Source organism: Psychroflexus salarius, assembly GCF_900129035.1.
GTDB classification, from domain to species: Bacteria; Bacteroidota; Bacteroidia; order Flavobacteriales; family Flavobacteriaceae; genus Psychroflexus; species Psychroflexus salarius.
In genome coordinates this window covers 477,514-500,702 of the sequence record NZ_FQTW01000001.1, presented here as the reverse complement: position 1 = coordinate 500,702, position 23,189 = coordinate 477,514, and the positions used below count along the sequence as shown (strand labels likewise).

20 protein-coding genes and 2 tRNA genes are annotated in these 23,189 nt (G+C 33.1%); 8 read left to right on the top strand and 14 right to left on the bottom strand.

From position 1 onward, the window contains the following. Nucleotides 1-18: 18 nt before the first annotated feature. Together BUB82_RS02275 and BUB82_RS02270 are read right to left on the bottom strand one after the other, a co-directional pair. Nucleotides 19-705, bottom strand: a complete 687-nt coding sequence (locus BUB82_RS02275) for an RluA family pseudouridine synthase (protein ID WP_073191451.1) — start codon at nucleotides 703-705, stop codon at nucleotides 19-21. A gap of 58 nt (nucleotides 706-763) precedes the next feature. Further along, on the bottom strand, nucleotides 764-2,407 hold the full coding sequence (locus BUB82_RS02270; protein WP_073191448.1) for an acyl-CoA carboxylase subunit beta: 1,644 nt from the start codon (nucleotides 2,405-2,407) through the stop codon (nucleotides 764-766). Nucleotides 2,408-2,555: 148 nt separating this feature from the next. On the opposite strand from BUB82_RS02270, the gene BUB82_RS11830 reads away from it, so the two are divergent. Both BUB82_RS11830 and ettA read left to right on the top strand, forming a co-directional pair. After that, on the top strand, nucleotides 2,556-2,732 hold the full coding sequence (locus BUB82_RS11830; protein WP_200796286.1) for a CAL67264 family membrane protein: 177 nt from the start codon (nucleotides 2,556-2,558) through the stop codon (nucleotides 2,730-2,732). Nucleotides 2,733-2,744: 12 nt separating this feature from the next. Then, entirely contained in the window at nucleotides 2,745-4,433 is a 1,689-nt protein-coding gene (gene ettA / locus BUB82_RS02265) for an energy-dependent translational throttle protein EttA (protein WP_073191446.1), read from the top strand. Nucleotides 4,434-4,504: 71 nt separating this feature from the next. Here ettA and rpsT read toward each other — a convergent pair whose 3' ends face one another. The 4 genes from rpsT to proS all read right to left on the bottom strand — a co-directional run bounded on the left by rpsT (nucleotide 4,505) and on the right by proS (nucleotide 6,484). Then, a complete protein-coding gene (gene rpsT, locus BUB82_RS02260) occupies nucleotides 4,505-4,756 on the bottom strand; it encodes a 30S ribosomal protein S20 (protein ID WP_073191443.1) in 252 nt (83 codons plus the stop codon). A 14-nt stretch (nucleotides 4,757-4,770) separates the two neighbouring features. Next, a tRNA-Glu gene (locus BUB82_RS02255) sits at nucleotides 4,771-4,842 on the bottom strand. A 26-nt stretch (nucleotides 4,843-4,868) separates the two neighbouring features. Then, a tRNA-Glu gene (locus BUB82_RS02250) sits at nucleotides 4,869-4,940 on the bottom strand. A gap of 65 nt (nucleotides 4,941-5,005) precedes the next feature. Further along, a complete protein-coding gene (gene proS, locus BUB82_RS02245) occupies nucleotides 5,006-6,484 on the bottom strand; it encodes a proline--tRNA ligase (RefSeq protein WP_073191440.1) in 1,479 nt (492 codons plus the stop codon). Nucleotides 6,485-6,584: 100 nt separating this feature from the next. Here proS and BUB82_RS02240 point away from each other — a divergent pair, with 100 nt between their 5' ends. The 3 genes from BUB82_RS02240 (at nucleotide 6,585) to BUB82_RS02230 (ending at nucleotide 10,291) form a co-directional block, all read left to right on the top strand. After that, the gene (locus BUB82_RS02240; RefSeq protein WP_073191438.1) at nucleotides 6,585-7,751 is read left to right on the top strand and encodes a hypothetical protein; all 1,167 of its coding nucleotides are present in this window, start codon (nucleotides 6,585-6,587) and stop codon (nucleotides 7,749-7,751) included. 18 nt (nucleotides 7,752-7,769) lie between these two features. After that, a complete protein-coding gene (locus BUB82_RS02235; RefSeq protein WP_073191435.1) occupies nucleotides 7,770-9,266 on the top strand; it encodes an OmpP1/FadL family transporter in 1,497 nt (498 codons plus the stop codon). Nucleotides 9,267-9,340: 74 nt separating this feature from the next. Further along, nucleotides 9,341-10,291: an aldo/keto reductase gene (locus tag BUB82_RS02230; protein WP_073191433.1), complete on the top strand. Its 951-nt coding sequence runs from the start codon at nucleotides 9,341-9,343 to the stop codon at nucleotides 10,289-10,291. Nucleotides 10,292-10,367: 76 nt separating this feature from the next. Here BUB82_RS02230 and BUB82_RS02225 read toward each other — a convergent pair whose 3' ends face one another. Together BUB82_RS02225 and BUB82_RS02220 are read right to left on the bottom strand one after the other, a co-directional pair. After that, nucleotides 10,368-12,479: a M56 family metallopeptidase gene (locus BUB82_RS02225; RefSeq protein WP_073191431.1), complete on the bottom strand. Its 2,112-nt coding sequence runs from the start codon at nucleotides 12,477-12,479 to the stop codon at nucleotides 10,368-10,370. 1 nt (nucleotide 12,480) lies between these two features. After that, nucleotides 12,481-12,843 (bottom strand): BlaI/MecI/CopY family transcriptional regulator, encoded by a 363-nt coding sequence (locus tag BUB82_RS02220; RefSeq protein ID WP_073191428.1) that lies wholly within the window; start codon nucleotides 12,841-12,843, stop codon nucleotides 12,481-12,483. Between the two features lie 284 nt (nucleotides 12,844-13,127). Between BUB82_RS02220 and BUB82_RS02215 the strand changes: the two genes are divergently transcribed. After that, nucleotides 13,128-14,075: a calcium/sodium antiporter gene (locus BUB82_RS02215; RefSeq protein ID WP_073191426.1), complete on the top strand. Its 948-nt coding sequence runs from the start codon at nucleotides 13,128-13,130 to the stop codon at nucleotides 14,073-14,075. Nucleotides 14,076-14,083: 8 nt separating this feature from the next. Here BUB82_RS02215 and BUB82_RS02210 read toward each other — a convergent pair whose 3' ends face one another. The 4 genes from BUB82_RS02210 to BUB82_RS02195 all read right to left on the bottom strand — a co-directional run bounded on the left by BUB82_RS02210 (nucleotide 14,084) and on the right by BUB82_RS02195 (nucleotide 18,673). After that, nucleotides 14,084-16,762, bottom strand: coding sequence for a TonB-dependent receptor (locus tag BUB82_RS02210; RefSeq protein ID WP_073191423.1), 2,679 nt, complete (start codon nucleotides 16,760-16,762; stop codon nucleotides 14,084-14,086). A gap of 91 nt (nucleotides 16,763-16,853) precedes the next feature. Further along, nucleotides 16,854-17,600: a GLPGLI family protein gene (locus tag BUB82_RS02205; RefSeq protein WP_073191420.1), complete on the bottom strand. Its 747-nt coding sequence runs from the start codon at nucleotides 17,598-17,600 to the stop codon at nucleotides 16,854-16,856. Nucleotides 17,601-17,691: 91 nt separating this feature from the next. Next, nucleotides 17,692-18,399: a GLPGLI family protein gene (locus BUB82_RS02200; RefSeq protein ID WP_073191416.1), complete on the bottom strand. Its 708-nt coding sequence runs from the start codon at nucleotides 18,397-18,399 to the stop codon at nucleotides 17,692-17,694. Nucleotides 18,400-18,457: 58 nt separating this feature from the next. After that, on the bottom strand, nucleotides 18,458-18,673 hold the full coding sequence (locus tag BUB82_RS02195) for a hypothetical protein (protein ID WP_073191413.1): 216 nt from the start codon (nucleotides 18,671-18,673) through the stop codon (nucleotides 18,458-18,460). A gap of 308 nt (nucleotides 18,674-18,981) precedes the next feature. Between BUB82_RS02195 and BUB82_RS02190 the strand changes: the two genes are divergently transcribed. After that, nucleotides 18,982-19,269 (top strand): putative sulfate exporter family transporter, encoded by a 288-nt coding sequence (locus BUB82_RS02190; protein ID WP_083574446.1) that lies wholly within the window; start codon nucleotides 18,982-18,984, stop codon nucleotides 19,267-19,269. Nucleotides 19,270-19,304: 35 nt separating this feature from the next. Here the strand turns inward: BUB82_RS02190 and BUB82_RS11935 are convergent, their stop codons facing one another. Continuing rightward, nucleotides 19,305-19,532 (bottom strand): PLDc N-terminal domain-containing protein, encoded by a 228-nt coding sequence (locus BUB82_RS11935; protein ID WP_073191407.1) that lies wholly within the window; start codon nucleotides 19,530-19,532, stop codon nucleotides 19,305-19,307. Nucleotides 19,533-19,665: 133 nt separating this feature from the next. Further along, on the bottom strand, nucleotides 19,666-20,403 hold the full coding sequence (locus BUB82_RS02180) for a hypothetical protein (RefSeq protein ID WP_073191404.1): 738 nt from the start codon (nucleotides 20,401-20,403) through the stop codon (nucleotides 19,666-19,668). A gap of 585 nt (nucleotides 20,404-20,988) precedes the next feature. Between BUB82_RS02180 and BUB82_RS02175 the strand changes: the two genes are divergently transcribed. Further along, nucleotides 20,989-23,175: a glutamine synthetase III family protein gene (locus BUB82_RS02175; RefSeq protein ID WP_073191401.1), complete on the top strand. Its 2,187-nt coding sequence runs from the start codon at nucleotides 20,989-20,991 to the stop codon at nucleotides 23,173-23,175. Nucleotides 23,176-23,189: the final 14 nt, after the last annotated feature.

Here is a 23,189-nt window from a genome sequence, read left to right as displayed (position 1 = left end):
TATAAATTAAAGTAATTTTTAAAGGCAGGCCTGCCAGAGTTTATCCTTAGGGACATCTGCTTCAAAATTAATAAGTTCTTTTTTGACAGGATGCTCTAGTTCTAAAAATCGGGCGTGAAGACAAATGCTAGCATCTGGATTACTGCGTTTAGCACCGTATTTTAAATCACCTTTTATTGGTGAGCCAATTGCTGATAGTTGACTTCTAATTTGATGGTGGCGTCCTGTCTCTAATTGAATTTCTAACAGATGGAAGTTATCAAGATGTTTTAATATTTTGTAATTTAAAACAGCCTTTTTACTATCATTTACGGGTTTAATGTTAGCATAAGATTTGTTTTGTTTGTGATTACGTTTTAAATAATGTACCAAAGTTGAAGCTTTGTCTTCTGGAGGCTTCCTTACAATTGCCCAATAAGTTTTAACGGGTTGATGTGCTGCAAAAGCTTTGTTCAGCCGACTTAAAGCTTTAGAGGTTTTGGCAAAAACAACAAGACCGCTTGTTGGCCTATCAAGTCTGTGAACAACACCTAAATATACTTTGCCTGGCTTATTGTATTTAGTTTTGATGTATAGCTTAACAATTTCGCTTAAAGGAATATTACCTGTTTTATCACCTTGAACAATATCTCCAGCACGTTTGTTTACTACAATCAAATGATTGTCTTCATAAATAATATTTAAATTTTTGGAGTTTGTCTTCATGAAGCGTAAATGCTAAGTATAGTAGTTGAAATTTAATTTTAATTAAAAATAGGTTTAATTAGGTTTGAATAATTCCCATATTAAAATCTTTGGTGATTGGAGCATGGTTAGCAACTTCAATACCTGAAGAAATCCAGTGTCTTGTTTCTAAAGGGTCTATTACAGCATCTGTCCAAAGTCTAGCCGCAGCATAGTAAGGACTAGTTTGTTGATCGTAATTAGACTTTATTTTGTCATAAAGTTCTTTTTCTTTCACTTCAGTAATTTTTTCGCCTTTAGCTTTTAGTCTAGAAGTTTCAATTTGAAGTAAAACTTTAGCTGCGGAATTACCACTCATTACGGCTAATTCTGCGCTAGGCCAAGCAGCAATTAGTCTTGGGTCGTAAGCTTTACCGCACATAGCATAATTACCAGCACCATAAGAATTACCAATAACGATTGTAAATTTTGGAACTACTGAATTGCTAACTGCATTTACCATTTTAGCGCCATCTTTAATAATACCACCATGTTCACTTTTGCTGCCTACCATAAATCCAGTAACATCTTGTAAAAAAACTAATGGTATTTTTTTCTGATTGCAATTTGCAATAAACCTTGTTGCTTTATCAGCAGAATCACTATAAATCACACCGCCAAATTGCATCTCACTTGGTTTACTTTTAGATTTTGTTGTTTTAACAATTTTACGTTGATTTGCGACAATACCAACAGCCCAGCCATCAATACGGGCATAGCCTGTAATAATTGTTTGTCCATATCCAGATTTATATTCATCAAATTCAGAATTATCGACTAGACGCTCTATGATTGGCACCATATCATATTGGTCACTTCGTTTTTCAGGAAGCAATCCGTAAATTTCATTTTGATCTTTTTTAGGATTTTTAGCTGTTGAACGATTAAATCCAGCTTTTTCATAATCGCCAATTTTATCAAATACAGACTTAATTCGGTCAAGCGCATCTTTATCGTCTTTAGCCTTATAATCAGTTACGCCACTAACCTCGCAATGCGTTGTAGCACCGCCAAGCGTTTCATTGTCGATGCTTTCGCCAATAGCAGCTTTAACAAGGTAACTTCCAGCCAAGAAAATACTACCTGTTTTCTCTACAATTAAAGCTTCATCACTCATAATAGGTAGATAAGCACCTCCAGCAACGCAACTTCCCATAACAGCTGCAATTTGGGTAATACCCTTACTACTCATTATAGCATTATTTCTGAAAATTCTACCAAAGTGCTCTTTATCAGGAAAAATTTCGTCTTGCATTGGTAAAAATACACCAGCACTATCAACAAGGTAAATAATCGGTAAATTATTCTCAATAGAAATTTCTTGAGCCCTGAGGTTCTTTTTTCCTGTTATAGGAAACCATGCACCTGCTTTAACCGTTGCATCATTCGCAACTACAATAACTTTTTTACCGGATACTTCACCAATCTTAACAACAACGCCACCACTAGGGCAACCACCATATTCTTGATACATTTCATCACCTGCAAAGGCGCCTATTTCAATTGCTTTTTTAGGTTGATCTAAAAGGTAATCAATACGTTCTCGAGCGGTCATTTTTCCCTTATCATGGTGTTTGTCAATTTTCTTTTGGCCACCACCTAGATGAACTTTTTTAAGCTTATGTTTAAGGTCTGAAACTAAAAGTTTATTGTGATCTTCGTTTTTATTGAATTTAATATCCATCGGCTGAAAAGTTTTGTGCTAAAATACAAATTAGTATGATTTACTAAATCGATTGCGACGACAATTTAATTATAAATTAGCTGTAATAGCTGAAATTATAAGAAACCAGAAATCACTATATTTGCTAGTCGAAATTTAAAAAAGAAATATGAATAAAAACACAGTTTTAGCTTGGGCAACATTTATAATGATCATTGTTGGGCTTGGCTTGATTGCTTTAGGTGCATTTAGATACAATGAAGTTGCTGGTTGGGGCTTTGCCGCTGTTGGTATTGGCTTTTTTGCCATCGCATGGGTGTTTAATGCTTTAAAAGGCCGCGTTTAAAAAATATACAATATGGAAGATAAAAAAGTAATTTTTTCAATGTCTGGGGTGAGTAAAACTTATCCAGGTGCAAATAAACCTGTACTAAAAAATATTTACCTCAGCTTTTTCTATGGTGCTAAAATAGGGATACTTGGTCTTAATGGTTCGGGTAAGTCTACCTTAATGAAAATTATAGCAGGTCAAGAAAAAAACTATCAAGGTGACGTGGTTTTTTCTCAGGATTACTCTGTTGGCTATTTAGAACAAGAACCTGAACTAGATCCTGATAAAACTGTACTTGAAGTAGTTAAAGAAGGTGTTGCCGATGTGGTTGCTATTTTAGATGAATATAATAAAATTAACGATGATTTTGCTTTGCCTGAGGTTTATGAAAACCCAGATAAAATGCAAAAGTTAATGGATAAGCAAGCCAACTTGCAAGATAAGATTGATGCTACTAATGCTTGGGAACTTGATAATAAGCTTGAAGTTGCGATGGATGCTTTAAGAACACCTGATGCCGATAAGAAAATTTCAGTATTATCTGGAGGTGAAAAGCGACGTGTTGCATTATGTAGATTACTACTACAAGAACCTGATGTTTTACTTCTTGATGAGCCAACTAACCATTTAGATGCAGAATCTGTACATTGGTTAGAACATCACTTGCAACAATATAAAGGTACAGTTATTGCCGTGACACACGACCGTTACTTTTTAGATAATGTTGCAGGATGGATTTTAGAATTAGATCGTGGAGAAGGTATTCCATGGAAAGGTAATTACTCATCATGGCTTGATCAAAAGTCAAAACGAATGTCACAAGAGCAGAAACAAGCTTCTAAACGTCAAAAAACACTTGAGCGTGAATTAGAATGGGTTAAAATGGCACCTAAAGGAAGACAATCAAAGCAAAAGGCACGTTTAAAAAATTATGATAAACTCATGAGTCAAGATCAAGAAAAACTTGATGAAAAACTTGAAATATACATACCTAACGGTCCAAGGCTTGGTACAAACGTAATTGAAGCAAAAGGCGTTAGTAAAGCTTTTGATAGTAAATTACTTTATGAAGATTTAAACTTTAAACTACCGCAAGCAGGTATTGTTGGTGTTATAGGTCCTAATGGTGCTGGTAAAACAACCATTTTTAAAATGATTATGGGTGAAGAGACACCTGATAAAGGTGAGTTTGAAGTTGGTGAAACTGCTAAGATTGCTTACGTAGATCAGGCTCACAGCAATATTGATCCAGATAAAAGTATTTGGGAAAATTTCTGTGATGGTCAAGAACTTATTATGATGGGTGGCCGAAAAGTTAATTCACGTGCTTACTTAAGCCGATTTAATTTTTCAGGTAGTGAGCAAAATAAAAAAGTAAGTACGCTCTCAGGAGGTGAACGTAATCGTTTGCATTTAGCAATGACATTAAGGGAAGAGGGAAATGTATTGTTGTTAGACGAGCCAACTAATGATCTTGATGTGAATACCTTAAGAGCATTAGAAGAAGGGCTTGAGAATTTTGCAGGTTGTGCAGTTGTGATATCTCACGATCGATGGTTTTTAGATCGTATTTGCACACATATCTTAGCCTTTGAAGGAGACTCGCAAGTTTACTTTTTTGAAGGAAGTTTTAGTGATTATGAAGAAAATAAACGTCAGCGTTTAGGTGGAGATTTAATGCCAAAGCGAATTAAATACAAAAAGTTGGTAAGATAATTCTTACCAACTTTAACTTAAAAAGGCGGTTATAAAAACCGCCTTATATTTTACCTAATTAAATTGCAAATTTATAAAGATGCAACGTGCTTAGTTAAGCTAGATTTTAAATTAGCAGCTTTATTACTGTGAATAATATTCTTCTTCGCTAATTTGTCAACAACTGAATAAACTTCAGCTAATTTTTTTTCAGCTTCTGCTTTATCTGTAGTCGACTTTAAATTCTTGATAATAGTACGAGCAGTTTTGTGCTGGTAACGATTTCTTAATCGTTTAGTTTCGCTATTACGAATTCTTTTTAATGCTGATTTGTGATTTGCCATTATAAAATGTTTTGTAGTCCGTAGGGGATTCGAACCCCTGTTACTAGGATGAAAACCTAGCGTCCTAACCCCTAGACGAACGGACCAATTTAATATTTCAATTATAGTTTAGTAGTCCGTAGGGGATTCGAACCCCTGTTACTAGGATGAAAACCTAGCGTCCTAACCCCTAGACGAACGGACCTTGTTTCATTTGCGGTTGCAAAAATAGATAATAATTACATTTCTGCAAATTTTTATTGATAAAAATTAATATGCTTTAGCAAATAAAACTCTTTGTTGAGATGGTTCACCTGTAACAATACAATTACCATCATTCTTACATGCATTATCAGGTATACATCTTATGGTTGCTTTTGTTTCAGATTTAATCTTTTCCTCAGTTTCGGCAGTGCCATCCCAGTGGGCTGAAACAAAACCGCCTTTTGTTTCTAAAATTTCTTTAAATTCATCATAACTATCGACTTCAGTAATATGAGAATCTCTGAAGCTAAGCGCTTTATTAAAAAGATTGTCTTGGATATTTTCTAAGCTTTGAATAATTGTTTGGCTTAATTCAGATTCTTGAATAAATTCTTTAGTTAATGTGTCTCTTCTCGCTAACTCAACTGTACCCTTTTCAAGGTCTTTAGGTCCAATAGCAATTCGAAGTGGAACACCTTGTAATTCATATTGAGCAAACTTCCAACCAGGTTTATGTGTATCACGATTATCAAATTTAACTGATATACCTTTATTTTGAAGCTCTGTTTTAATTTCAGTCGCTTTTTTACTTACTTGCTTAAATTGTTCTTCATTTTTGAAAATAGGAACAATTACAACTTGAAAAGGGGCTAATTTTGGAGGTAAAACTAAACCATGATCATCACTATGCGTCATAATCAATGCACCCATAAGTCTTGTAGAGACGCCCCAACTCGTTGCCCATACAAAATCTTGTTTACCTTCTTTAGAGGTGTATTTTACATCAAAGGCTTTTGCGAAATTTTGACCTAAAAAATGAGATGTACCTGCTTGTAATGCTTTACCATCTTGCATTAGCGCTTCTATGCAGTAGGTTTCATCGGCACCTGCAAAGCGTTCAGATTCAGTTTTTACACCTTTAATAACAGGTATAGCCATGTAATTTTCTACAAAATTGGCGTAAATACTATTCATTAATTTGGCTTCTTCTAGCGCTTCTTCTTTAGTTTCATGAGCTGTGTGGCCTTCTTGCCATAAAAATTCAGCTGTTCTTAAAAATAGTCTAGTACGCATTTCCCAACGCATAACATTTGCCCATTGATTAATTTTTAATGGTAAATCACGGTAGGACTGTATCCAGTTTTTAAACGTATTCCAAATAATAGCTTCAGAAGTTGGTCTAATAATAAGCTCTTCTTCTAGTTTTGCATTTTCATCAACTTTGAGCTTTCCAGCCTGATCTTCATCGGTTTTTAATCTATAATGTGTAACTATAGCACACTCTTTAGCAAAGCCTTCGGCGTTTTTTTCTTCAGCTTCAAACATACTTTTAGGTACTAGCAGTGGAAAATAAGCGTTTTGGTGACCTGTTTCTTTAAAGCGTCGGTCAAGTTCAGCTTGAATTTTTTCCCAAATTGCGTAACCATAAGGTTTTATTACCATACAGCCTCGCACCGAAGAATTTTCAGCTAAGTCTGCCTTAACAACGAGTTCGTTATACCATTTTGAATAATCTTCGCTGCGTTTTGTTAAGCTTTTACCCATAATATATCTTTTGGCACAAATATTGTTTTATTGTTAATGACTATTTAATTGGCACAAAACTAATTAAATTTGTTATAAGTTTAATTTAAAACCACAAGTTATGTTACAGATCAAAAATAATTCAAATTTACTAATGAAAGCTTCGGCTGTTTTGTCTGTGGTTTTTATGACTTCATGCGGTTCTTATTCGAACGTGTCTTCATATACAGATGGAATTTACAACGAAGATGTTGCACAAACTCAAACTCAAAAGCGTCAACAAGTTCAACAAGTCGAAAAGCAGAATGAGAAGTACGTGAAACAATCCGTTAACGAGGATAATGCTGAATATACAGATTACTTTAAAAGTCAAGGAGAGTTAATTGAAGAAGCTAGAAGTAAAAATAATGTTTTTACTAATATTGATGAGTATTCATCTACAAATACGCAAGGTTCTAAAGACCAAATCGTTTATCAAGATGAGACTCAAAATTATGAAAATTCTAATCCAGCTTGGGGTTCTAACCCAACTAGTGTTTCTGTAAATATTTATAATAATAATCCTTGGTTTTATAATGCTGGTTGGAATAATTGGGGTTGGAGAACAGGATTTTATAGTCCGTTTGGTTTTAATTCTTGGAGAAATTTCGGCTGGGGTTTTAATGCTGGCTGGGGTTACGCTGGATGGAATAATTTTGGCTGGGGCTTTAATCCTTATTTTAACGGGTATTATGGACCTGGATTTGCCTATGGTTATGGTGGCTTCTACGGTTACAGAGGTTATTATAATCCTTGGTTTAGAGGTAGAAATAATTATGGTTATGCTTATCGTAATTATAATCGAAATTTGAGATCTTCATATGCAACCAGAGGTCAAAGATCTTCATATACTAGGTCTAACCGTTCTAACCGTTCTAACCTTTCAAGAAATAGAGCATTAAATCTTAGACGTGTCAATGCATTAAGGAGTTCTAATATTTCATCTCGTTCAAGGTCTTCAGTAGGTTCTAATAATTCAGTTCGCGTAAGAAATCCCAGAAATATAAGCGCAAGATCAACACGTTCTTCTGTGATTTCATCTAATAACAGGCGTTCAATTAGAGGTAGTTCATCTTCTAGAAGAGGTACATCTTCAGGCGTGAGATCTTCTTCAGTTAGAAGGTCATCATCTACTACAACAAGACGATCAAGTTCAAGTAGTTCAAGCGTTCGAAGTTCTGGCAGTTCAAGATCAAGTGGCAGAAGCTCTGGTGGCCGAAGTTCTGGAGGTAGACGTGGAGGAAGATAATTATTTTAAATTTTAATTATGAAAAAAAGTTTATTTCTTATCATATTTATCTTGGGCATGAGTTCTAATGCCCAAGATTTTAACGATGCACTGCTCTTTAGCAGAGAAGACTTACAAGGAACCGCCCGATTTATGGGAATGGGCGGTGCTTTTGGAGCTGTTGGTGGCGATTTATCAGCCCTAAAAATCAATCCTGCTGGTAGTGCTATTTTTGCAACTAATCAAGCTACTTTTACACTTGATTTTAAACATAATCACAATAATAATTTATTTAGGCAAAATAATACGCAAACTAATTCTAGCGACTTAGATATTTCACAAGCTGGTGTAATGTTTGTTTTTAAGGCTAATAATGAAAATGTTCCAGTCAAGAAAATTACATTTGGCATAAATTACAACCGAGCTAGTAATTTAAATGACGAGTTTTTTGCATTTGGACAAAACAGTAATTCAATTGCTAATTACTTTGTGAATCAAGCCAATGGTATTCCACTTGACAATTTAACCCCTTTTACCAATGAATCTTTTTTTGAGCGCTATGATGGTATTGGAAATGAATACGGCTTATCTGGTCAAGAAGCTTACTTAGCTTACGAAAGCTTTGTGATTAATTCTACAAACCCAAATGATTTAGGCAGTACCACATACGAATCTAATGTTTTTGCAAATAACTTAACCCAGCAATATGCTTATGGTTTAGATGGGAATAGTGGTAAGGTTAGTTTTAACTCAGCGATAGATGTTGCCAATAAGTTGATGTTAGGTATTAATATTAATGGTTATTTTGTTGACTATTCTCGTGCAACTAGTTTTGACGAACAAAGTGGCGAAACCAATGGCGTTAATAGAATTGTATTTGATAATCTATTAAATGTTAGAGGTAGTGGGATTTCATTTGATTTTGGTGCGATTTACAAACCTATAAATGAAGTCAGAATAGGTTTAAGTTATAAAACACCAACATGGATGAATATTCAAGAAGAGTTGTTTCATGAAATAAGCACTAATAGTCAAGATAATGGTTTTGTTAATGCAAATCCTGAAATTTTTAATATTTTTCCTGATTATAAGTTTAGAACACCTTCAACTCTTACGGGAAGTTTAGCTTTAATATTGAATAAAAATTTATTGTTAAGCGCAGATTTCACAAGCAGAAACTATACTAATATGAAATTTAATTCAAATGGTTTTCAACAAGCTAATGAAGAGATTTCAACACTTATGCAAACCGCAACTGAATTAAATTTTGGTGGCGAATATCGTATCAAAAACATTAGTCTTCGCGCCGGTTATAATTATCATGAGAGTCCGTTTTCAGATGAAGTCAATGCAACTGATATTGAAAGATTTACTTTTGGATTAGGTTACGTATTAGGAAATACACGATTTGACATCTCTTATGTTAATACCCAACAAGATCGTCGTGAACAAATTATTAGATCAGGGCTTCAAAGTCCAGTTAATATAAATGCTAATCAACATAATATTACAGCAGGCGTTAGTTTTGCTTTTTAAGGGTTAAAATTAGTTTAAACATCTGCAGATATTTTAATAAGCCTTCTTTAAGGCTTATTTTTATTATAAAAATTATGTCGTATTTAAAATTTAATAATGGAGATCGAATTTCTCAAGTCGGATTAGGGACATGGAAATCTGAAGAAAATAAAGTTGGAGAAGCTGTAAAACATGCCTTAAAAACAGGTTATACCCACATAGATTGTGCTGCTATTTATGGTAATGAAGCCGAAATAGGAGAAGCTTTAACCGATATATTTAAAAATTCAGATATTAAAAGAGATGATATTTTTATAACTTCAAAACTATGGAATAATGCACATAGAAAAGAAGATGTTATACCTGCATTAAAACAAACTTTAAGTGATTTACAATTAGATTATTTAGATTTATATTTAATGCACTGGCCAGTTGCTTTTAAGTCTGGTTTATATGGTTTTCCTGAAAGTAATGATGACTTTTTATCTCTTGATGAAGTGCCACTTATTGAAACTTGGGAAGCAATGGTTGAGGCTAAAAATCAAGGTTTAGTCAAACATATTGGTGTATCAAATTTTAGTATTAAAAAACTAGAAGATTTAATGAATAAGTCGGATACAGCACCAGAAATGAATCAAATTGAACTGCATCCTTACTTACAACAAGAGGAAATGTTGAATTTTTGCAATAAACACCAAATTTTAATTACAGCTTATTCACCTTTAGGTAGTCAAGACCGAACACCTGAAATGAAAGCTAATGATGAGCCTACTCTATTAGATAATCAAATGGTCAATACAATTGCCGAAAAACATAAGGTAACAGCAGCACAAGTGCTTATTAACTTTCATGTATCTCGAGGCTGTATTACTATTCCAAAATCAGTTACGCCGAGTAGAATTGAGCAAAATTTAAGTTCATTAGAATTTCAACTTGAGCAGAGCGATTTAAATCAGCTTAAAGAGCTTGATAAACATTATCGCTATGTAAATGGAAAGTTTTTTGAAACCTCCGATGGAAAATACCATAACATTTATGATGAATAATAGTTGTTCATAGCTATTAAAATAAAGCCTTTGTAAGTCAACTTATAAAGGCTTTATTAATATATGTACCGAGTTTTTATTTTTTATTTGAAGTAGTAATTAAAATAACACCTTCATATTCTTCTTCATTAGAGGTGTGTTTTTTAACTTCTTTAGGATTCTTAATCACATCTACAGAAATTATTCTGTTAGGATTAATCTTTTTAAGTTCATCTTGACTCATTTTTTCACCATCAACTAAACATAAAACATTTTGGTTTTTAATCAAGGAATTTTTAACAATTTTATTTTGAGAGGCATTTTCAGGATTATTGTTTATATTCATATTATTAACAGTAATTAAAAGCGCATCAAGTTTTTTTGAGATGTTGATAAAACGAAATTCTTCTTTTAATTCATTGCCGTAAATTGCTTTCGTTTCCTTCAATAATTGTTTAAACCCATCAAAAATACCTTCGCCAAACGCTTCAGGCGTTTTTATATTTAAAGTTTTAGTTGAGCTATCATAAGCGGCTTGCTCAACGATTATATTTTTGTTGACTAATTCTTTTTTAGAAAATTTCTTTCCGTTGATGATCAAAACTTCAGCATCTTTCAAGTCTTTGGTTGAAATTTCCTTCGGATTTTCAGTCGTAGAGGCATCAAAAGAAAATGATGATGTTTTTGAAACTGCCTTTAGTTCAGTTTTTTCGCCTTTCTCGTATTTGCCTAGAATTATTTTTGCCTCATCTGAAATACTGATAAATTCGTAGGTTAAGTTTTTAGCTTTTTCTTCTTTTAATTTTGAAAAGAAGGATTTTATGTCATCAAATTCTTCATTTGTAAATTGAGCTGGTCGTTTAATTGATACTGTTTTGGTTTCTGGATTGTAACTCACTGTTTCAAAAGCGATATATTTTCCTTTTAGCTCTTCATTTTTGTAAGTCTTACCGTCAATTCTTATTTTTTCTGTATTTTTTATTTCATCATATGTAGATGTTTTGTTGTCTGGGTTTGTGCCTGTGCCAACACCAAACGGACTTTCTACATCTTCGTTTGGATGGTAGTAAACATAAACAGGTGTTTGGGCTAAGTCAGGCGAAGTTACAGAACCTGAAAAGCCTGTATTTGTGTTGATGTCTAAAGTTATACCTTTAATAAAGCCGTCTTTTGTTCGAGTGTCGTTGCGGTATGACATGTCAACATCAAACTCTTCTTTCAAAAATTCAATGTCTTTTCTTAGATTTTCAAAGCTAGTTTTTGCACCATAAGTAAGTTCTACTTTTGTAATTTGAGCAGTTGTTTCTTTAACTTGGTTTGATTGAACTTGTGCAATAGTTTCAATTTGAAATAAAAGCAGATAAGCCACTAAAAAAGGTGTAATTAAAACCAATTTGAAGTAATTTTTAGAGGGTTTGAAATTTGATTTTTGTAACATAATTATTCGTTTTTTGATTGAATTTTGATTGAAAGCCTGTTGAAGTTGATGATTGTAGCGTTGTTCAACTACTTTAAATAAAGTTTGCTGATATGATTTTAAAGAATCAGTTGAAGTGGCGTAAGCATCGGCTTGAAATTCTAAATTTTCTGTAATAGAATTTTTGTAAAACCACGCTATAGGATTAAACCAGAATAAACTTGTGTAAATATGCGCCACCAAATTGTCTAAACTATGTTTTAGATTAACGTGCGCTTCTTCATGTTTTAAAATAAGTTCAAGTTCAGTAGGCGTTAATTTTTCAGGATTATAAACCACATAGTTTAAAAATGAAAAGGCTGTATCTTCACTTCTTGAGGAGATATAATGAATCCCGTTTTTGGTGTGTTTTTGGGCTGACTTCAACTGGGAAACTAATCGAACTAATTGGCGTAGAAACTTCAACTGAAAGAACACCGCCACACCTAAAAGTAACAGTTCAATTAAATAATAATCTTGTATGACTTGATGCATCAATTCTGCAGTGGTTAATTCCGTTGAAATATCACTATTTGCTAGAGTTGAATTTGCTATTAATGCTGAAGTTGTGGGTTCAATGATGTTTGTTCTGGTAAACTGAATTAATGGTAAGCTTAAACTAGCGATATAGCCAATTAATAAGTAATACCGCTTAAGTTGATTATAAGTTTCGCCTTCAAGAAATATTTTATAAAAAACCCAAAATAGACTGAGTAGGAGCGAGGCTTTTACGAAATAAATTAAAAGTTCCATATTATTTATTGATTAGTTTTAAAATATCCTCAAGGTCTTCTTTAGAAATTTGCTCTTTTTTAGCAAAAAATGAAACCATATCTTTATAAGAGCCGTTAAAAAAGCGTTGAGAATTTAGGTTTAGCACTTGCTCGCTATATACTTCTTTAGAAATTTTTGGGTAATATTGATGGGTTTTACCAAAAGCTTGATGTTCAACAAAGCCTTTTTCTTCTAAATTCCTCACAATTGTAGAAACGGTGTTGTAATGCAAGTTTTGATCTAAATGGGCTGCAATTTCTTTAACAAAAGCTTTTTCGAGCGACCATAAACAAGTCATGATTTCTTCTTCTTTGGCTGTTAAATGTGGTAAATTTTTATTCATAACTATATATTTCAATGATCAAATGTAAACTATAAATATAGTTATACAACTATAAAAATAGTTTTTAACATTTTCACAAACCAGAAATTAATACCAAATATTCTATAGGATAAGATAAATGAAATTGAATTATAATTGTCTTAATCAAGGCAAAAAAATTAAGCATAGCCAAAGCTACGTTTCATTTTTTTTTAACGAAGAGAAAGACAATTAGAAACTATTTATCTGTCTTATTTTATGGGATATTTGGTATAAGTTCTATTTTCGCAGAAAATTATGAGCTAATGAATGTAATTTTAGTTTTAATAGGCTTAGCAGCTTTAGTTATTGGCGGTGAATTTTTAGTACGTTCATCTGTTGCTTTATCATTTAAATTAAAGATTTCTAAAATGATCATTGCATTAACCGTTGTGTCTTTTTCGACTTCGGCTCCAGAATTGATTGTGAGTTTACAGGCGGCTTTAGAAGGTTTTTCTGATATTTCATTGGGTAATGTAGTCGGCTCTAATATTGCCAACATCGGCTTAGTTTTAGGAGTAACAAGCTTAATTTCGAGTATTGGGATCGATAAAGACTTTTACCGTTTAAATTGGCCAGTGATGATGTTGTTTTCAGGCTTATTGTATTTTATGCTAAAGTCTGGTGAAGTAATTTCAGCCTTAGAAGGCTTGGTTTTGTTAAGTTGCTTGTTTGTTTACTTATTTATTTTGGTTAGAAAGGTGCGTGGTAAAAAATCTTTTACAAGTGAAGAAGTCGATGAGCAATTAAAAGAAGTCTCAACCTTTAAAATAGTAGTCTGGTTAATTATTGGTGGTCTTGGTTTGTATTTTGGTTCTGATTGGCTTGTACAAGGTTCTGTAGAAATTGCTAAGACACTTGGTGTTAGTGAATTAGTAATATCAGTAACTATGATTGCTTTTGGAACCAGCGTTCCAGAGTTAGCAGCTTCATTAATTGCCGCTTTTAAAGGTGAAAAAGCCATTTCTTTAGGTAATTTAATTGGCTCTAACATTTTTAATATTGCGGCTGTGTTAGGCATAACGGCTTTAGTTAAGCCTATTGCGTTGCAAACTAAATCTGTTTTAAGTGTTGATATATTTTGGATGATTGGCTTTGCCGTATTGATCTTGATTTTAGCCTTATTACCAAAACGGCACACCATCGGTCGTTATAAAGGGGCTTTAATTTTAATTCCTTATTTAATATTTGTTGTTTTAGCGCTGAGATCTTAAATGCTAAGTTATAGCTTGTAAATCAATTTGAATAAAATGGTTCTGGGTTGAAGAAAAATGCGCCGATCGGCGACGATAAATTCATTGACGGAGTTTTCTCTTTTGAAACTGACATCAAATAAGTTGGTGGCTTGAATTTCAAAACCCCACGCGGAGTCTTCTTTGCTGTAAAACAGACTGGATTCTGCAATTTCAAATCGGTTGATATTGTTGGTGCTTTGGTTTTCAAAATAATTATAATCATAATTGAATTTGAAAATGAAATCCTCGAAAAAATCATATTCTAAAATGGCAAATGGCGTAATTCGCATAAATTCATTCGTGGAATTTTCTGAACTCAATTCTGAAAATGAATGCCGAAAACCGACTTCCAAATTTGGCCATTCGTCGTATCTAGTCTGCACTTTTAGATTATAGCCATAGTTGTTATTTTGGTAATCTAAGGTTTCATTATTGATAATTCTGGAATAATCTGAAAAACTAAAATTAGTCCCAAAACTGAGCCTATAATCTGAAATGCGCTTGTTGATATTTCCTGAAATGCTGTACGTATTTTCTGGTAAATCGGTATAAATACTTGTGCTGATTTGGTCGATGCCGTCTATTTCCGTGAGGTTTCTGATGCTCTGTTCGCGATGGCTGTAACTTAAGTTGATAAAGTAAATCAGGCCTCTGAACATATTGAAATTCCGATAATTTAAACGAATGCGATTATAAATTTGATTTTCTAACTCGCTGTTTCCACGATACAACTGGTTGAAACTTTGCAAACGTAAGCGGTTGGCAAACTGCGAAATTTTGCTGAAATTCGAATAGCGATTGTATTCTAGTTTTATTTTTTTTGAAGAATTGAATTCATATTCAGCAAAAAACTCTGGTAAAAGCATCATCTTATTCTCGTTGGCAATTTCATTGCTGAATTGCGCCACATTCCAATTGTAATTATGAACAACAAGACCTGGACGCAGCACCAAATCGTCGATTTGCGTTTTGTACTGAAAACCGACATACGCATCCAATAAACTGAAATCCAAACGGTTGTTGAAACCCGCATCTTCAAAACTGTTGATGCTTCCATCGTTCAATATTTGACGGTCTAGAGTGTTGAATTCCGTGTTGAAATAATTGAATCCAGCAACAGGATAAATGTGATGGAAATCTGCCAACACCCAATAATGTTTCGCATTGAGTTTGATGTTATTCAGTTTGGTTGTATGGTCTTGCTCCAACTGAAAACTATCGTCTTCAACGACCAAAGGCATTATATCGGTAAACAAAGCTTCGTTGAAATCCCATAGGCGATTGTTGTTGCTTTCACTATGTTTGAACGTGATTTCTGCTTTTGTGGTATGTTTATAAGAAAATTGTGTGTTTAAATTCAAGGTTTGTGTAAATTCCAGCTGTCTCGGTTGGTTGTTGGTGTTTACAAATTCCTCATTGTTTTGAACCAACGAACTCAAATTGCTTTGCGATTCGCCATCGTTGTATTTTATGGTGGTGTTGGCACGCAAATCGACATTGTCCATATTGTCGTAGCGCAGTTTTATTTTGTTGATGCTAAACAACAGATCGTTTTGACCGGTATTATTCCGAAATTCGTCTGCCTGACTGCTCGATTGGTAGGAAATATCTTGAACGGTTTTGGTGCGCAGTTTGCCTTTGTTGAAAATACTGTACGCATCTAAACTAAAATTCCTGCCTAAATCTTGATACAAACTGGCGGCTGCAAAATCGTTTTTACTGTAGGTAAATTCATCTTCTCGAAGAAATTGGGCAAACTCGTCTGAATATAAATTGAAATAGGTTGACGGGTCTTCTAGCGCCAAACCAAATCCGCCTTCAAAATCTAAATAGTCTTGCACGGTAAAGGATTTCTGACCTACATTATTGAAATCGCCTATAAGATTGACGGCGGTTTTTGGGCTGTAATAAAAGAGTTTAGGATGCAGCAAATACCGGTTTTCAATGCCTGCGCCGGCTTCTACATCGCCAAAGGCAAATTTCTTTTTGCCGTCTTTCAGCTTGATGTTCAGCGCCATTTTGTCGCTGTCTTCCAAACCTTTCAGAAAAGCCACATCATTGTAATTGTCCAGGGCTTCGACTTCATCGACCGCATCGGCAGGAATATTGTTGACACCCAATTTTTCGTCGCCGGTAAAAAAGGTTTTGCCATCAACCATGAGTTTAGTGACTGATTTTCCATTGACTTTCACGTTGCCTTCCCGATCGACTTCGACGCCGGGAAGTTTTTTGAGCACATCGCGCAGTTTGCGTTCTTCTCCTGTTTTGAATTGGTCGGTGCGGTAAGTGATGGTGTCTTCTTTCACAATAACTGCCATTTCCTGACGAATTAAGACTTCTTCTAAGCTTTCTGTACTTTCTTGTAAGGTGAAATTCTGTGTTTGATCTTCTGAAATCTGAATGGTATCTGAAATTTTTTTAAAGCCCAAGTGTGTGATTTCTACCAGATATCTTGAATGCTCACTCAGTATTAAGCGGTATCTGCCCTTTTGGTCGCTGATGGAAAAGGTGATTTCATCATCTGTGTCTAAAGGTGTGGCTATGATATTGGTGTTGGGAATGCCGTTCTGAAGACTATCTTGAATTTTGCCTTCAAGTTCGTGGGTTTGGGGAAAACTGGTCAGTGGGATGAGGATTAATAGAAATATTTTGAATAGTTGATTCATATATAAATTTAAATTTTTTTTGTATCAATTATCATAAAAATTTAACCCTCAAAAATGAGGGTTAAATAAAACAAACGATTTTACATTTATTTTACCTGCCAATCAAGGCTTTAAGTTGTTTATTTTTTTGTTCTTCTGTAATTGATTTTTTGTCAGGAAATTCAACCTCTACATTGCTAACATTTTTTATATCTAGGGCATAAATTTCCATTTTCTTATTTCCAGCTTGCAATACTAATCCTGGTAAACCTGTAAAAAATGATGGTCCATATTTAGCGGGTAAACTCGGTGCGTACCAAGCATGAAAAGCTTCCTTTTTATCTTTTTGAAAATTAAAAATAACCGTTTTGTCTGTGCTCTCTTCAGTAACAGCCAAATAACACTTAAAACCAAGAATGTCTTTCGTTTTCTTTGTTAAACGCCATTTGTATCGCGGGCTTTTGTAACTTGTAAAATATATCTTTCCTCTGAAATCAGCATTTTCAAAAACACTATCTTTTTTTAAATGATTATATATCGGAAAACGACCGCCTAACATACCTTTCAAATTGTTGTTAAACCTTTCGTTGCCATCAACACTCATGGTTTCAATCACCTTAAACTCAGAAATATTAGACTCCGTATCTATTTGTAAAGTATATTTAAATTTACCAATATTTCGTTTTACGCTATTTCTTACTTTCAAATATCTTGATTTTTTAACGTCACTCACAGAGTCCGAAATTTGAAAATATTCTGGTAGCACTCTTTTTTTGTAAGTTACTTTAAAATCAGATTGTGCGTGGGCTAAAGTAAAATTTAATAATAATACTAAAATGTAAAGTCGTTTGTAATTCATAATTGTTGTTTAGTCGATAATAGCTACATCTTCTGGTATTCCGTCTGAATCTTCACAAATTTCGAGATAGAAAAAGGTTTAAACTTTATTTTTAAAAACCCTCAAATAGTGGGTTGTTTTTCTTCAATTCCTTCATGTATTCTTCCTCACTCATAAACCGATGATCGGTTTCTTCAATGATCGGTTTGTTTTTTCTTTTTGTCTTTATATTAGTCGCTAAATAAGTGATTAAACCGTTTTTTACCTCTGCTTTTAAAATTAAACCCGGTAAATTATTAAATCGCAATGGTCCATAAGGATAAGGTATTTCATTGGTAAACCACACAAACATTTTTCCTTCTTGATCAAGAATTAATTCAGCTTTGTAGCATCTAAAACCTAAAATCTCTTCACTTTCTTTTAAGATTTTCCATTCTCTTTCATACACTACATTTGTTTTATTTATCAAAGTAGAAGTGTAATAGGCTATTTTTTTTTCATTATCATAATAGTAGGTTGACTTTCCTCCTGCATGCTTTTCAAAAAAATTAGACTTTTGATTAAAATCATTTTGCAGTTGTTTTCGAACAGCATATTTAGCAGCCTTAGCATTAAAAATTAACTTGGCTTGGACTTCTTCAAAGGTATCAGCATGTTTGGCTATAAAATGTTTTACTTTTTGGTTTTTCATCGTTTTTAGAGATTTATTTAAAACCTCATGATCCAGTTGTAAGACGTAATCTACCTCATAAATATTGTTAGTTTGAGCATAAAAAAAGTAACTAAAAACTAAACAAGTATATAAAATCAAATTCTTCATTTTAAAATATTTAAGTAAAAACCGCTTAAAATAATTTCAAGCGGTTAATAAATTTGATTTACAGAGAATTTACACAACTTTCATACATATCTAAATATTCTGCCATATAAAAGTTTTTAAATTCGCCATTTAAATCATCTCCAAATTCATCAGCAACTGATTCTACAATAGCTAATGATTCTCTAACGCAATCTGATGGCGTTTCAGGTAAGCTATAACTACTTAAACTTAGGGTCATTGCACCGATTGCAATAATTGAAAATACTTTTTTCATGATATTAAAATTTAAAAAAATTAAGTTGTCAGTTTATCATCTTAATGGATGGTGTTTTCAGCTCAAAAGGCTGTTCAGGTCTCATGAAAACCTTACATTTGCATTGTTGAGTGAGATGTAAGTTTTTCATGCATCTTTCGGGAGAAGCTTCTACCTTGTAGGAGCTTTCTCTTTTTAATGATTAACTAAGAAAACATGTCGATTTAAATTGGTTATGATGCGAACCTAAAAAAAAAAAAAATACAAACAGCCTTAACTATAATGTTAAAATTGTTTTTTCATAATAATGTGCTGTCTATTTTTAAAATATTCTTTTTAAAAACGCTTTTAAGTACGAAAAAGCCATTTCTTTAGGTAATTTAATTGGCTCTAACATTTTTAATATCGCCTCTGTGTTAGGTATAACGGCTATGATTAAGCCTATTGCGTTGCAAACTAAATCTGTTTTAAGTGTTGATATATTTTGGATGATTGGCTTTGCCGTATTGATCTTGATTTTAGCCTTATTACCAAAACGGCACACCATCGGTCGTTATAAAGGGGCTTTAATTTTAATTCCTTATTTAATATTTGTTTTTTTAGCGCTGAGATTTTAAATGCTAAGTTATAGCTTGTAAAATTAACTTATCACTTAATTGTTTAATTCAAAATTATTCTTCTTGTTGTACAAGAAATGTCTAGCTATGTAAATTAAACTTCCAAAAAAAGGAATAAAAAGCGCAAAAATTAACCACAATAGCGCATTAATACTTTTTTCGTTTTTAACAATAATAAAAATTGAATAAATTAGTACTATCGCATATATCACTCCAATTAAAAGACTTACTGTAGGGGTTATCAACCCATAAACTAAATTCATAACTGTATATTTTTTTGACTTAAATTTATTAAATAATAATACGGAATTTAACTAATTTTAGTTATTAATTTGATTATTTTAAACAACTTCCCAAAATACTAGCTTTGAGAAGTTGTTTATAACTTTGATTATACTAATCACAACAATAGTTTTGAGTAGACCAACAAGCGTGATTTCCCGAAACACAAGATGTATCAACACCACCAACTTTCCTACAACCTGATAATTCAGATGCGTAAGCTGCTATTTCGTCTTGTAGGTTAGCTTCGGCTAAACTATGACTACTAGAAGGCATAACGCCACTAAAAACAACATAAGTGTCCCAAAATGAACAACCAACGCGTTTTTCAGTAACAATATTATCAATATGATTTTGAAAGTTCATCTTTACTTCATTAGAAGCTGTCATTTCTATAAGGAAAGATTTAAGGATTCTAATACTAATGTTGTCGCTTATGTTATTTTGTTTAATTAGTTCACTATCAGGGCTAGTTCTTAAATAGATTTCGCCGTTATTTAGGCTAATTTTATAATTTGGTTCAGATTCTAAATAAAGAGTTCCCGATTCCAATATAATTGTATAATTAGAGAGGTCTATAAATTCCCCTTTAGTTATAAAACTTTTAAAAGTTTTAAAGTTGTATCTTATAAGGTCATTATTTGTTTTATCAACTATTATTTTTTCAACACCCAATTTAAATAGTAATATACTAATTACATTAGTTGTTTTATGAATGTTATTTTTTTTTGTTAATTCTAAAGACTGCGTATTTTCATTACTATGATTGAATGTAGAAAATTCATCATCACTTGTTGAACAAGAAATAAAACTTATCAACAAAGCAAAATAAAACTTTTTTATTATTTTCATGATATTAAAATTAAAAAAATTAGATTGTCAGTTTATCATCTTAACGGATGGTGTTTTTCAGCTCAAGAGGCTGTTCAGGTCTCATGAAAACCTTACATTTGCATTGTTGAGTGAGATGTAAGTTTTTCATGCATCTTTCGGGAGAAGCTTCTACCTTGTAGGAGCTTTCTCTTTTTAATGATTAACTAAGAAAACATAGCGGTTTTAATTGATTATGATACGAACCTAAAAAAAAAAAATACAAACAGCCTTAACTATAATGTTAAAATTGTTTTTTCATAATAATGTGCTGTCTATTTTTAAAATATTCTTTTCAAAACCGCTTATAAGTGCGAAAAAGTCATTTTTTTGTTAATTTAATTGACTTGTTTTATGAGAGGTTAGGTGCTATTACCAAAACAGCATTCCATCGATCATTATGAAGGCGCTTTAATTTTAATTCCTTATTTAATATGTGTTGTTTTGGCGCTTGGGTCATAATTTTTAGGGGTAAAAATGTTTTTCATATAAATAATCTAAATTTAACACTAAAAATATAGGGGTAAATTAAAAATAACTCTATGTTTGTGTAAAATTTCAATTATTATGGCTATCCTAAGATTTAATGCAATTAAAGAATCCCTTAACCGAAAACCAGTTCCTGTAGACGAAAGTATCAGAAGGTCTGAACTTTTTGGAAAAAACGTATTTAACAAAGAAGCGATGCGTCAATATTTAACAAGCGACTCGTTTGATAGTATTATGGATGCTATAGAAAATGGCTCTAAAATCGACCGAGATTTAGCCGACCATATTTCAACTGGGATGAAAGAATGGGCAATTTCTAAAGGTGCGACTCATTACACGCATTGGTTTCAACCTTTAACAGGTTCGACAGCCGAAAAGCACGATGCTTTTTTTGAAACGACTAGTGATGGCCGCTCAATCGAAAAATTTGGCGGTGGACAATTAGTGCAACAAGAGCCTGATGCTTCAAGTTTGCCTAATGGCGGTATCAGAAATACGTTCGAAGCGCGTGGTTACACTGCTTGGGATCCTACTTCACCAGCTTTTGTCTGGGGAACGACACTTTGCATTCCTACTATTTTTGTGGCTTACACAGGTGAAGCTTTAGACTATAAAACACCTTTACTTAAATCAATTTCAGCTTTAGATAAGGCAGCCACCGATGTGGTTAAGTACTTCGATAAAAAAGAATCTAAAGTCATTGCCACTTTAGGTTGGGAACAAGAGTATTTTCTTGTCGATACAGCTTTAGCAGCTTCTCGTCCTGACTTAATGATGTCTGGTAGAACTCTACTAGGTCACGCACCTGCAAAAGGTCAACAATTAGACGATCACTATTTTGGCTCTATCCCAAAACGGGTTTTAGACTTTATGAGAGAGCTTGAAAAAGAATGTATGTTATTGGGTATTCCAGTTAAAACAAGACATAACGAAGTAGCACCAAACCAATTTGAGTTAGCGCCAATTTTTGAAGAGGCTAATTTAGCGGTAGATCACAATTCATTAATTATGGATGTAATGGATAAGGTAGCCGAACGCCATTACTTTAAAGTTTTATTTCACGAAAAGCCATTTAAAGATGTTAATGGTAGTGGTAAACATAACAACTGGTCTTTAGCTACAAGCTCAGGTTCTAACTTATTAAGTCCAGGAAAAACACCTATGCGTAATCTACGCTTTTTAACGTTTTTTGTCAATACTATTAAGGCGGTTTATGAAAATGAAGAATTATTAAGAGCGACGATAGCTTCAGCTTCAAATGATCATCGCTTGGGCGCTAATGAAGCTCCGCCGGCTATTATATCTGTATTTATAGGATCGCAACTCACCAAAGTTCTTGATGAATTAGAAAAGGTAACCGATGGTAAGTTATCGCCTCAAGAAAAAACAGACCTTAAATTAAATGTAGTGGGTAAAATTCCAGAAATTCTACTAGATAATACCGATAGAAATAGAACGTCACCTTTTGCATTTACAGGCAATAAATTTGAATTAAGAGCGGTAGGTTCAACCGCTAATTGTGCAGACCCAATGACGGTTTTAAATGCCATTGTAGCTAAACAACTTAAAGAATTTAAAGTTGAAGTCGATGCACTTGTGAAAGATAAAAAAATGAAAAAAGATGATGCTATTTTTAATGTATTGCGTGAATATATTAAGGCATCTAAAAGTGTCAGATTTGAAGGTGATGGTTATGGTGAAGCTTGGGAGAAAGAAGCTAAAAGACGTGGCTTAAGTAATTACAGAACAACACCTGAAGCTTTACAAGCAAAAATTTCTAAAAAAGCGATTGATTTATTTACTGAGCTTAACATCATGAATGAAGTTGAAGTTAAAGCCAGGTTTGATATCGAGATTGAAGATTACTCAAAACATATTCAAATTGAAGGTCGCTTATTAGGTGATATTGCTCGAAATCACGTCATTCCAACAGCCATTAAATATCAAAATGTATTAATTAAAAACGTAAAAGGTTTAAAAGATATTTATGGCGATCAGTTTAAATCGATGGCAACTGAACAATTAGCGATCATCGAGCGAATTTCAACGCATATTGAGAAAATTAATGCCGGAATTAATAATATGATAGAAGCACGTAAAAAAGCTAATCATACAGATGATGTTACCAAAAGAGCACATTTATATTGTGATGAAGTAAAACCTTACTTCGAAGACATCAGGTACCACTGTGATAAGCTAGAATTGTTAGTCGATGATGAAATTTGGCCACTCACCAAATACAGAGAATTATTATTTACTAAATAAATTGATATACATCT